Below are 11865 nucleotides of genomic sequence, written 5' to 3' on the forward strand. Positions count from 1 at the left end.
CGCGGGTCTCACTGACGCTTTCTCAGAAGATTCAATATGGTTTTCATCCCATATTTCTTACCTAAACGCGATAAAAACAACGGTTCTACATCAGCAGCGAAACCGAGCAATCCCTGAAGCCTAAACACGTCTTTTTGTTCAAGCAGTCCCAGACCATACTTATGGACAAGAGCGCTAATTTCTCGCTTTCTATCACGACCAAGAGAAACTTTATCATCGTTTGTGATTACTAATCCGGTAATCCTGCGGCTCCCTCGCTTAGACAAATGTATCGTCTTATCAACATTCAAGCTTAAGCGTGGGTATTTCAAACTAGACAACAAATCTTTTATTACAGGCACGACTGACTCAGAAGCGTAAGGTAAAGCCGTGGAAAATGTTAAATCGTCAGCATAGCGAGTATAAACAAATTTGTTTTGAGATGCCCAATCAGCTACTACACTATCAAACTCATACATGATGGAGTTCGATAGTATTGGTGAGGCTGGAGAGCCGATACTCAGAGCACCGCCATTCCCTCTATTAATACATGACAGTCTTGCAATATATCGAATTTCTAGCAAATCAAGAAAAGGCAAGCTTTTCTGAAAGTGCGCTATCAGGTCATCAATTTTAATAGACGGGAAGAAGTCTTTAAAATCCAGCTTAACCATGTACTCGTTTGTTCTGTGTGCCTCGGCATTCTTTTTAATGCTTGCACCTTTTACATATGCCGACGCGGCCTCATGAATTGGCAATAGATGAAAAACGTTATGAATCAACCAATGTTGAACATACTTTGTTTCCCTGGCAGGTTGAGAGATTATTCGCAACCCGCCATTCTTTTTTGGAATACTATAAGTTTTATAAGAATAAGGAGCCCTCGAAACCACACGTACTAACTGTTCGCTTGACAATGACAAATCAGCCAACATTTTCTCAAGCGTTTTATGGGCGATCACTTCCCACCCCCAAACAGCCGACGAATAACTCTAAGCCGGTGATTATCTTTTCCCGAAGTATTATAGAACTCTTTGCACTCTGTAGAAATACGTAGCTTATCTATCGGCACAGAAGAGCTCGCAGAAAAATTAACCCTGTGGAACTCAGAGTTTCTAGCGACGTAAAATTGGGAATCACTATAAATCTCAAGACTAATGAGCCTGAATCGCTGAAGCAAAAAAAGCTTGCCCCTTAGTTGATCCCTGCCAGCGTCAACTCCTAGCCTGGAAAGATAATCCAATAGCTCGCTCTCTTTAACGGCAACAAATAGCTTTATAAGCTCATACAAGAGAACAAAAACATGGGAGCTATTGGATACTTTAAGAAGCTGCGATTTCGGCAGTTCGTCCAACTCGCGCTGAACATCAACCACAACATCCTCTATGATCTCAGCAGTTATAGTAAGTGGAAATCCGATTTCAAATGGATAACTTTTTACTGCAGTTCGCTTATCGTTTGAGATATGTCGAAAAATACCTAATTTTATGAATGAGTCATTCTGAAAGTGACCTTCCGAGCAAACAGCAACAATTTTGTCGTTGAACTCCTTCAACTGAGAAAACGCACCAAGCTCAGCTATTGCTCCGGGACTCTCTAGTATGATAACCACCAGAGAGCACATTGCAGCCAACTCCACCTCGAGATCAATCAGATTTCTAAAGATAGCGTCAACTTGCCAATTAGTGACATCCTCAGGCTTGAAGAACTCAATTCTATTATTGAGGTCCGTCTCAAGCGCGTGACGTAGGGACTGTACCGAAGGGGTGGGATCGTCCGGATGCCCCTTTTCAGGCGACCGGCCACCACACAGAAGAACGATGTGAGACTTACAGTACTCGACTCTTGATGACTCTATTTTTATCGATGATAGAGCAGCAAGTCGAGGATCTGTCATTTAGAAGAGGTTCTTTACCAAGAAACAGCCGCAGAGAATATCTGTGGACCGTAATGAGCCCGCGATTGGAGGGCCGCAGATATTCTCTGCGGAATAAATCCAAGCAATTTTCTAGAGTCTGGCTAATCGCCCGACTAAGCATCGGTACCGAGACCGAGCTTGTACGCGTAAAGAACGGGTCGAATATCCCAAACGGCATTGACGCTGTCAATATGACATACGCGAAATTTAAGAATTTTTAGCTCATTCCTCTTTCAGATCACGAATAGTCGCTCATATCAATAACGAACACCCTCCATTATTTGATCCACGATCAGGGTATAAATAGAGGTAGCGCCTCAAAGGCTATTACCTTAAACCATTGATTTTTAACTCAATAGTAATGCGATTCGACTCTTGGTGCCGCACCATATCCCAAAGCCCCGCAATGCGGGGCTTTGTGGTTTCTGGGGTTTGGAAAATCGCCCCTGTCCAACGTCCAAAAAGCGGCCTCCGTCCAGGACTCGTCCCATTTTTTGAACGGTCATTTTTTCGCCTCGTCTTTATCCTTTTCTTCTCGAAATATTAGCCAGCGACTTCTGGAATACAGATCCGCCCTCTTTTCCAGGACTCCAACCGGCAAGAGCATGTCCCTCCGCGTGAGATCGCCAACCAGATTGGGGGTATTGTTACTTGGATGAAAACGAAGCCCACCGCTGGCGCAGCAAGGAAGCATTGACATGGACATCTCAACCGTACAAAGCATCAAGCTCGCCATCGTGGCGGCGAGTGGGCTGTCAAAGGATGCGTTGCACATCTATGTGGGCATGGCGGTCTATTTAACGTTGATCACTATCACCCGACGACACAAGCCATACATGGGTTGGCTGGGTGTTTTCATCATTGCGTGCGCTGGCGAGTGGGTCGATAGGCGAGATGATATTGAAAGCTTTGGATACTGGCGTTGGCAGGCAAGCGCACACGACATGCTCAACACGTTGTTTTGGCCGACAGTGCTAACGCTGCTTTGGCTTTTGAAATGCCGCAATAAGGCCAGCGAACGGCCGTAAGACTCTCGCAGTCTGTTCGCCTCACGGGTCTCCCACGTCACACCGGGCGGCATTTTCTGCTTCACGTTCAACCGCTAAGCGAGCATCAGGAACCCGCCCGCCCCCACCTGCACAAATATTCTAAACACCGCTTCCCGTAACGCAGTAATTTAGTCACTCAGGTGAATCAGGCACTTTTTGGAGTTATCCGTGGATACCCGCAACTGGATTGAACTGTCCCAAGATGCCGATACCGGGATTGAGTCGATTCGCGCCCATTTTCGGGGGCATGCGTACGATCCGCATTGGCATGACAGCTTTCTGGTGGGGGTCACGGAGCAAGGGGTGCAGCAGTTCAATTGTCGGCGTGTTCGTCATCTCAGTACGCCGGGCAAGGTATTTATGTTGGAGCCCGGGGAGATCCACGATGGGCATGCGCCTACCGAGGAAGGGTTCACCTATTCCATGCTGTACCTTGAACCGCATTGGCTGGAACGAGAGCTGCACGCTTTGTTCGAGCACGTACCGGCTGACTGCCAGCTGGGTTTTGCTGCCACCTTGAGCCAGGACACGGGCCTGTCCACTGCCATTTCCCAGGCCTTCCACGCTTTCCATGAGGGTGATTTGCGCATTGTGCGCCAGAGTGCCCTCGACACCTTGCTGGACTCACTTACTTGCCACCTTGATTGGCGCAAGCGTCAAGCTTGTGATCCGCGACTGCCGCTGACGGCCCAGGTTGCGCGGGATTATCTGCATGCCAATGTCTGTGAGGACATCGGCCTGGATGACCTGGCTCACGCCTGTGGCGTTGACCGCTTCCGCCTGACCCGGGCTTTCAAGGCAGCCTTTGGCTTGGCGCCGCACGCTTACTTGATCCAGCTGCGGCTGGCCAAGGCACGCCGGCTGTTAGCCCGGGGCGAGGTGCCGGCACAGGTGGCCAGCGCTCTCGGGTTTGCCGATCAAAGCCATATGGGACGCTGGTTTCGTCGTGCCTACCAACTCACGCCGGCGGATTATCGTAAGCGCTGCTCAAACCTTCCAGACTGACTTGGGCTGACTTGCCACCATGGATTTCTTTCTGCTCAAGGGATCCATGCCATGTTTGTGTCATTGCTCGCTTTCCCTGTCTCAATGCGCCTCACGGGAGCCTGAGCCATGGAATCGTTACTGCCTTTCGTGCTCTTTGCCTTCGTTGCTTCGATTACCCCGGGGCCGACCAATATTCTGGTTTTAAGTCACAGTTCGCGCGCCGGGCTCTATGCCACGCTGCCGATCATCTTGGGGGCGTGCATGGCGGCGGCGCTCATCGTGTTGGCAGTCGGTCTCGGGGTGGGTGAAACGCTGCTGCGGTTTCCGTTGGTGCAGCAGGCGATGGTCTGGTGCGGGGTGCTGTGGCTGAGTTGGCTGGCTTGGCAGATTTTCAGTAGTCCACCTCCCGCCCTGGATGTGGCGACAGCACGCGACAAGGGCCTCAATGTGTTCAGTGCCGCTACCCTGCAATTGATCAATCCCAAGGTATGGATGATGGCTCTCGCGGTGGTCAGCGTGTTTGTCGGGGATGGCGACAAGACCTTGCGCGTGGTGCTCCTGACGTTATTGTTTTTGCTGGTTTCCTTGCCGTGCATGACTTTTTGGGCGTTACTCGGCCTGGGGAGCGCCCGGGTTTTGCGCTCGCCACAGGCGCTCAAGCGTATGAACCAGGTGCTGGCATGCCTGCTGCTGATATCCGCTTGGTTGCCGGTAATGGTCTGACGCGCGGAGAATAGTGCTTGAACACTCAGGTGAAGACAGAAAGAGTTTTGCGGAAAAATCTAAAATAGGTGATAACGCCTATAAAAGCGCAACCCATAAACAGGGATATTGAAATTATGCGCACTCTGCATTCGGTTTCGTTGCTGCTCATGATCGCCACTTCAACCGTAGCCTGTACCACCCAACTGACTGACGCAGGCCAGCAGGTCAACCTGGTGACGGCGTCGTCAGCCCAGGCTTGCCAGGTCATCAAAGGATTTACGGTTAAGGGCTCCTCAAACGGGGACGCACTCAATATGGCGTTCAACAAGGCCGCTGAACTGGGAGGCGACAGCATGAGCGTTGTCAACGTAGAGGAAGACGCCAGAATCCAGGCGGCGGCCTTGAATTGCCGCCGATGAAAAACCAAGGGGCACCCGTTGCAAGTCTCCCGTCAAGGTCAGAACTTATGCTTGGCTAACCGGATAAAGCAGCATCACCGCAAAGCCGATCAAAAGCACCGCGCAAGCATAATCAATTCCTCGCAACCAACGCCGGGACAATCGCTTCAACATCAACGAGCATGACCCCGCCAATGTTATCCACCACAGGGAAGACCCAAGAAACACCCCCAGGACCAACCACAGCCCCGTCTCTGTGTTCGCCTGACTGACGCCCAGCCCGGCAAACAGCGTGACAAAACCCAGAAGGGTCATTGGGTTAGAGAGCGTAAGCAGGCAGGTCGTGGTGTACATGCCCCACAGATGCCGTGCGGTAGACGGGGCGGCGATAACCTCGGCTTTTTTTTCCAGGGTTTTCCACGCCAGGTAGATAAAGAACACTGCTCCCGCTATCCGCAGGTACCGAGTATCACCGATCAGCGACAGTAGTCCGGCCAAGCCAAATAACGCGGCGATGGCATAGACTGCATCCGCTGTCGCAGCGCCCATGCCGGTGATGAATCCTGCCTTGAATCCTCCCCGTAACGTGTTTTGAATACTTAGAAGTCCGATGGGGCCGACGGGGGCCGCGATGGCTAAACCGAGTAGCATTCCTTTGAGTAACATGGCTGGGGACTCGTTGTGTGGGATAAGCTATTTTGGATGGCTTGCCACTACGGTCTCCATTGCAAAGTGAAGCTTTGCAGGCCGCTTCACTTAACGATTCATCGTTTCAAGGCACCTCAAGGCACCCATGACCAGCAGACCCCTCGATCGTTTGGACAAGCGTTTGCTGGCTGAGCTTCAGGTAGACGCTCGACTGAGTTTTGCTGAACTCGGCAGACGAGTCGGACTCTCGACACCCGCGGCCGCCGAGCGGGTTCGTAAACTTGAAGACCAAGGTGTACTGCGCGGTTATCGAGCCGAACTCGACAGTCATTCCATTGGTTATCCCGTTACCGCGTTTATCAGGCTGTATGTGCCGGCTGAAAGCTATTCCAGGGTGCTGTCAGTGATTGAGGGAATGCCTGAGGTGCGCGAAGCGCATCATGTAACGGGCGAGGCTTCGTTCGTGCTCAACGTGGTTGCCCCGTCATTGATTGCCCTGGAAACCTTAATCTCGGCCTTTGATTCGTTCGGCAAAACCGAAACATCCATTGTGCTTTCGACTCGCCTGGCAACTCGCGGCTTGCCTATAAATCCTGATTAGGCCGTGTAAGCCCCACTCGAACCGAAAAGAACGCCCTACCTCGTTAATCACAGGTCGCAAGAAAGCGCAGCTTTTGAGGGCTTAAAATTCAACCCCAGCACGCTTATCAGCACGATGACAGTGCCGACCAGCACCCTGCTCGTCGGGCGCTCGGCCAGTACCATCGCAGCCATCAGCATCGCGGTGGGCGGGATCAGGTAAAGCGCGATGCAAGCGCGGCTTACGTTGCTGCGCGCAAGCACGTATGCCCAAGCGAGGTAGGCCAGGGCGCTGGGGAAAATGCCGAGCAGGAGTACGGCCAGGTTGACCGACAGCGCGGCATGTTGTGCTTCGCGCCACAGACCCGGCGCATAGACCAGCAGCAGCGCCGTGCCCGCCCAGATGGTGTAACACACCATGGTCAGGCCGTCGTGGCGATGGGCATGGTGTTTCTGCAAGGCGAAGTACAGGCTCCACGACAGCGCCGCCAGCAGGATCAGCAGCCCGTTGGCATCCATCTCGCCCATACCTTGATCCCCGGTGACGACCACGGCGGCGCCGATCAGGCCCGCCGACACGCAGATCCATTGCCAGCCATTGACCCGGTCCTTGAGTACAAAGTGTGCCAATAGCGTGCTGAACAACGGCGTGGATTGAGCCAGCACGCTGGCCGCGCCGGCGCTGACCCCGCGTTGGCCGTAGTTGAGGGCGATATGGTGCAGGCTCACCGCGAAAAACCCCAATACCGCCAATAGCGGCAGGTCTTTGAGGCGTGGCAGGGAAATACGCAGCACCGATGCGACTCCGGCCATGAACGCCGAGGCAATGAGAAAGCGCAACAGCGCCAAATGACCGGGCTCGTAGGCCTGGAGCCCGATGTGGATGCCTATCGGGGAATAAGCCCAGCAGAGGATCACGAACAGTGTCGCGAGGGAGACTTTCACCTCGGGTCTAGCGTTCATCGGAAATCACCACAAGCAGCCACCTGTTATGCGCGGGATTTGGGCGGGCGACGGCTTCAACGTCTGCGCACGCTGCATGAAGTATCAAAAACCGACGACATCACTACAAGTGACTTAAACTCGATTCAGTATTCACTTTGGGTGATGTATGGAATTGTCCCAACTGCGCATGTTCAAGACAGTAGCCGACATCGGCAGCATCGCGCGCGCCGCTGAATCGCTGCACTGCGTACCGTCAAATGTCACCGCCCGCATCAAGTCCCTCGAGCGTGAACTGGGTACACCGTTGTTTTTCCGGGATGGCAGAGGGTTGCGGATCTCCCCGGCTGGCGAGGTTTTCCTGGATTACGCGACGAAAATCCTCAACCTCGCCGAGGAAGCGCGGCGCGCGGTGGCGCCTACGAGCGTGCCGAGCGGGCGCCTGCGCATCGGGGCCATCGAGTCGAGCGCGACAGGACGCCTGCCGCGCTTGTTGGCCAAGTTCCACGCCCTGCATCCGCAGGTTTCCTTGGAGCTGAGCACCGGTACCTGGGCTCAGTTACTGGAGGATATTCTGCATCACCGCTTGGATGGGGCGATCGTCGCGGTGGACATCGACCGTCCCGGCCTCAAGCGGACAGTGATGTATCGCGAGGATCTGGTGCTCATCGCCGCCGAATCCCAGGGCCCCTTGCATACGGCAGCGGACCTGCACGGCAAGGACATCTTCATGTGGCCAGTGGGTTGCCCGTATCGCCTGGCGCTTGAACAGTGGTTAACACGCCATGACCAGACACGGAAAATCGTCAGCATCGCCAGCTACGGCACCATCGTCGGGTGCGTCAGTGCGGGTGCCGGAGTCTCGCTGGTGCCACGTGGAATCTATGAGCAATACCGCCACGGTGCGGGATGGAATGGCTATGAATTCGCGGATCTGACGCGTATCGACAACCTGTTCTACTGGCATGCAAACGCGGGCCGACACCCGGCCCGGGAAGCTTTTTTGGCGCTGTTGCAGGCGCAGTTCAAGGAGCCGACAGCGCCGTGAAACACGGCGCACGGTCTTGCCCCGGCTGTCCAATTCGAGACAAAGATGGCACTTTGCCATATTTCTGATTGACACCCCTCGCCCGCTCCTTTAAAAACCCATGCAATCGCTGCGGTGATGGCTGATCGTTGACGCCCCATCGCAAGCACCCGCGCTCCTGCAGGAGCCCCAGGAAGCCAAAAACTGCCGACCCGCGGTTTTTTATCGAGACAGGGATGTCGAAAAATCCCCCACTTTTCAAGGTTCGCCGCTATTGGCTGGCCGCGCTTATCGTGTTGCTGGCGGTGCTCGATCCGTTCGGCCTGGCCAGCTCCAGTGACCAGGCATCCGCACAGTGGCTCAACCGTATGTTCGCCAGCGGGTATGAGCGCGATGGTCAGCAACGCATTGCGGTGGTGCTGATCGATGACGCGTATCTGATGCGCAATAACACCTCATGGCCGATGCCATATGGCGAACAGAGCAAGTTGTTCAAGCGCTTGCTGGCATACAAGCCCAAGTCGGTGTTTGTGGACTTGTTGTACAGCCACGATCACTCGTTCGGCGATCCGGCGCGCGGCAGTCAGTTGTTGGCGAATGTATTCGAGCGTTATCAGCGCCAGGGCATTCCCTTATGGCTGGCGAATACCGGCGTGACACGCGGCGAAAATGGCCAGGCCAATACCCTGGCGCATTTCAGCGAGGTCAGTCAGCCGGCATTGGTGGTGTGGGAAGGCGTCGGCGACAAATACCCGCTGGCGATGCCGACTGCATCAGGCGCGATGGAAACGCCGGCGTTGGCGATGTACCGCCAGCTCTGCGAGGACTCGTCCTGCGCGGACCTGCCCAAGGATCCCGAGGCTGCGGCACAGTTGCCGCCGATCGCGGTGCAGTGGGGTTTGAAGCTGGCGCCGGAACAGGCACGGATTTCGGATATTCGCGGCTGCGCCCCGGCGCGCAATTTCCTGCTGGATGGCCTGGGGCAGTTGCTCCAGGCCGTGTTCTGGAAGCTGGATAACTCGGCCCAGGCACGCTGCCCCTATACCTTGACCTTGTCAGCAAGTGATCTGGAAGTCAGCTCACCCGCGGATCAGGCGCTGATTGCCGAGTTGTTGCGCGACCGGCTGGTGCTGGTCGGGGCAAACATCACCTCCACCGGTGATGTGGTGCAGTCGCCGGTACATGGGCTGATTCCCGGGGTTTACCTGCATGCCATGGCCCTCGACAACTTGATCAACGAGGGCATGGATTACGAGCGCGAGCCGGCTGATTTCGCGGGTTGGAATCTCAATTGGGTGGACCTGCTGGAGTTGGGCTTGCTGGCCTTGATTATCGTGCTCAAGGCGCTGCACGCGCGCCGTCTGGCGGGCGTGCAACCCTGGACTCGCTGGCAGGGTCGAGAGATCGGTTTTTTCACTTCACCGTACCCTTCGTGGTGGCTGGTGATGACGGTGTTGGCCGCGGTGTGTGGGGTGCTGTTCCTGAACCACATCACGCTGGTCAACGTGCTGGGGATTGTTTTGCTATCGATGGTGCTGTTCAGCGAGCGGATCGAAGCCTTCTTCGACCGGGGCAACTGAGCGCGCCGCCATGTCGTCTCACTCAAGGAAACCAAGGATGACCAAAACACTCATTGTGTTACTCGTCGTACTCTTCAGCCAGGACGTGCGGGCTGATACCCACACCATCCAGGCGTTCCTCGCCGACCCGGTGGCGGTACTGGATGAGCAAGGCAAGTTGCAGCGGGAAATCGCGCAAAAAGATGCACCGAAACAACCGGTGCCGGTCTTGCACTACAACCAGGCGCTGGACCTGGTGCAAGTGGAGTTGGCCGGCCAGAAAGTATGGCTGGACCCGATGGACCTGCGGATCGAGCCGCCTTTTCATGTGACCGATCTGCCATGCCAGCAAGTGCCCAAGAGCCTGGCCAGCGACAGCCATAACAAGTCCACCCTCGGTTACGGTGCCGGCTGCAATCAATAAAGGAGCGTCACGGTGAAGGGATATCTATTGCTGGCCAGTGCGCTGCTCAGTGGTTGCGCCACCTTGAAGGGCGCTGACCAGGCGTTCCTGAACCTGGTCGGACCCTCGACCCAATCGCGGATCCAGGGTCACTACGTCGACAACAGCGACGTGCGCCAGTACTACACACTCGACCGGCAACGCGCCGGCCAACAGCGCCTGAGCTACGACGGCCGCACCGTGCCCGCCGCCGAGGCACGCCAGCAGAACCTGGTGGATATCCCGATGTTGCAGGTGTACCTGCAAGGTATCGTCACGCGCCTGTCCAAGGGCTGGCCGGGTGACTTACCGACCTTGCAGGTGAAAATCACCGACAGTTACAGCTTCGGTCCGGCGGCAGACCCGTACGGCAATATCTTCGTGCCGTTGGGCATGCTGGATAACGTCGGCAGCGAAGACGAGATCGCCGCGATGCTCGGCCATGAAATGAGCCACGTGTTGCTGCACCACCACGACCGCGCGGCTGCGTTCCAGCAACAGAAGGAAATGTTCACCACCGTCGCCTCCACCGTCGCCTTGGCGGCGATGGCCGCCGACACTCGCGTGGATCGCAGTTCCGGGACGCTGAAACTGCTCAGCAAGGACCCGATAGGCACGCAGAAAACCATCGGCAACACCGTGCTGTACACCGCGCTGGCCAACAGTTTTTCCGACAACGTCTGGAGCACCGCCTGGGGTCGCAGCCAGGAAGACCAGGCGGATTTGCTCGGCACCGACTTGATGATTCGTGCCGGCTATGCACCGCGCGCAGCCACTCACAGCCTGGAACGCCTGAACGATTTCCAGGGCAAGCAGAAGCCGCTGCTGACGGGGTTTCTCACCGCCCGCAAAAACGCGATGCAGGACTCGTTGCAGCAGTTCAACCTCAATCGCTTCACCCAGGAACTGGACGTGCTGGTCAAGGACGGCCTGACCACCAGCATTGCCGCCACCAGCCAGTATTTCAACCGCTCTCACATGTCGGCCATGGATCGCGACACCGAACTGCGCCAGTACCTGCAACGCGAATACCGCAAGGAACGTCGCGCCCGGGTCAACACCCGGAGTTGGCCAAAAGTGCGCGACGCGAACGCCGTCGCCAAGGCCTTGCAGGGTTACAAGGATGCCTACGCCGCCACCGCCGCGCTGGAACGCAACAAAGTGCCGGAGGCCGACGCCTTTATCCGGCGTGCCTTGAGTTCACCGGTCAAGGATCAGCCGAATATTCGTCGCACGGCTTACGCGGTGCGTCTGGCCCAAGGTAAAAATGCCGAAGCGCTGAAGCAATTGCAGGCGATCAAGGATTGGTCCCTGGCCGGGCCTTCGACCTACGATTTGATGATCAGCTACCACCTCAAGCGTGGCGACGGCCAGGCCGCGCTGGCGATGATCGACAAGGCCGAACGTCACTTGGGTTCGGAAGAGTTGTTTATCACCGAGAAGTTGCTGGCCAACCAGCAATTGCACGACGCGCAACAGGTACAAAGTGTCTTGCGCAAGTGCGAGCAGTACCCGGCCCGCAAGGCCAACTGCCAGAAGCTGGCGCCGGTGAAAGCCTGATTCTTCAGGTTCTGCAGCGATAAAAACCCGATCCAGTCGCAATGCCATTCAGTTAAGGGTGAGCGCCCTCCC

General features: G+C 55.6%; 13 protein-coding genes. 9 read left to right on the forward strand and 4 right to left on the reverse strand.

Annotated elements, in window-relative coordinates; genetic code table 11:
• Nucleotides 1-8: 8 nt before the first annotated feature.
• Nucleotides 9-941 (reverse strand): retron St85 family RNA-directed DNA polymerase, encoded by a 933-nt coding sequence (locus AC6CIA_RS10320; RefSeq protein WP_141562821.1) that lies wholly within the window; start codon nt 939-941, stop codon nt 9-11.
• Entirely contained in the window at nt 938-1876 is a 939-nt protein-coding gene (locus AC6CIA_RS10325) for a retron St85 family effector protein (RefSeq protein WP_498311766.1), read from the reverse strand. Before AC6CIA_RS10325 ends, AC6CIA_RS10320 begins: the two co-directional genes overlap by 4 nt.
• 719 nt (nt 1877-2595) lie before the next feature.
• Between AC6CIA_RS10325 and AC6CIA_RS10330 the strand changes: the two genes are divergently transcribed.
• The 4 genes from AC6CIA_RS10330 (at nt 2596) to AC6CIA_RS10345 (ending at nt 5057) form a co-directional block, all read left to right on the forward strand.
• Nucleotides 2596-2925 (forward strand): hypothetical protein, encoded by a 330-nt coding sequence (locus AC6CIA_RS10330; RefSeq protein WP_498311767.1) that lies wholly within the window; start codon nt 2596-2598, stop codon nt 2923-2925.
• A gap of 189 nt (nt 2926-3114) precedes the next feature.
• Entirely contained in the window at nt 3115-3951 is an 837-nt protein-coding gene (locus AC6CIA_RS10335) for a helix-turn-helix domain-containing protein (RefSeq protein ID WP_498311768.1), read from the forward strand.
• 108 nt (nt 3952-4059) lie between these two features.
• Nucleotides 4060-4656: a LysE family translocator gene (locus AC6CIA_RS10340; protein ID WP_498311769.1), complete on the forward strand. Its 597-nt coding sequence runs from the start codon at nt 4060-4062 to the stop codon at nt 4654-4656.
• Nucleotides 4657-4772: 116 nt separating this feature from the next.
• Nucleotides 4773-5057 carry a DUF4156 domain-containing protein gene (locus AC6CIA_RS10345; RefSeq protein WP_339529346.1) on the forward strand — a complete coding sequence of 95 codons (285 nt, stop codon included), beginning with the start codon at nt 4773-4775 and terminating at the stop codon, nt 5055-5057.
• A 45-nt stretch (nt 5058-5102) separates the two neighbouring features.
• Here the strand turns inward: AC6CIA_RS10345 and AC6CIA_RS10350 are convergent, their stop codons facing one another.
• Nucleotides 5103-5702, reverse strand: coding sequence for a LysE family translocator (locus AC6CIA_RS10350; RefSeq protein ID WP_498311770.1), 600 nt, complete (start codon nt 5700-5702; stop codon nt 5103-5105).
• Between the two features lie 127 nt (nt 5703-5829).
• Between AC6CIA_RS10350 and AC6CIA_RS10355 the strand changes: the two genes are divergently transcribed.
• Nucleotides 5830-6285, forward strand: a complete 456-nt coding sequence (locus tag AC6CIA_RS10355; RefSeq protein WP_498311771.1) for an Lrp/AsnC family transcriptional regulator — start codon at nt 5830-5832, stop codon at nt 6283-6285.
• Between the two features lie 47 nt (nt 6286-6332).
• Here AC6CIA_RS10355 and AC6CIA_RS10360 read toward each other — a convergent pair whose 3' ends face one another.
• Nucleotides 6333-7226 (reverse strand): DMT family transporter, encoded by an 894-nt coding sequence (locus AC6CIA_RS10360; RefSeq protein ID WP_498311772.1) that lies wholly within the window; start codon nt 7224-7226, stop codon nt 6333-6335.
• Between the two features lie 148 nt (nt 7227-7374).
• Here AC6CIA_RS10360 and AC6CIA_RS10365 point away from each other — a divergent pair, with 148 nt between their 5' ends.
• The 4 genes from AC6CIA_RS10365 to AC6CIA_RS10380 all read left to right on the forward strand — a co-directional run bounded on the left by AC6CIA_RS10365 (nt 7375) and on the right by AC6CIA_RS10380 (nt 11793).
• Nucleotides 7375-8253 (forward strand): LysR family transcriptional regulator, encoded by an 879-nt coding sequence (locus tag AC6CIA_RS10365; protein WP_498311773.1) that lies wholly within the window; start codon nt 7375-7377, stop codon nt 8251-8253.
• 215 nt (nt 8254-8468) lie between these two features.
• A complete protein-coding gene (locus AC6CIA_RS10370; RefSeq protein WP_498311774.1) occupies nt 8469-9812 on the forward strand; it encodes a CHASE2 domain-containing protein in 1344 nt (447 codons plus the stop codon).
• A 37-nt stretch (nt 9813-9849) separates the two neighbouring features.
• Nucleotides 9850-10215 carry a hypothetical protein gene (locus tag AC6CIA_RS10375; RefSeq protein WP_339529340.1) on the forward strand — a complete coding sequence of 122 codons (366 nt, stop codon included), beginning with the start codon at nt 9850-9852 and terminating at the stop codon, nt 10213-10215.
• A 12-nt stretch (nt 10216-10227) separates the two neighbouring features.
• Nucleotides 10228-11793 carry a M48 family metalloprotease gene (locus AC6CIA_RS10380; protein ID WP_498311775.1) on the forward strand — a complete coding sequence of 522 codons (1566 nt, stop codon included), beginning with the start codon at nt 10228-10230 and terminating at the stop codon, nt 11791-11793.
• The last annotated feature ends 72 nt before the right edge of the window (nt 11794-11865 follow it).

This window comes from Pseudomonas sp. GQ91, assembly GCF_059758795.1.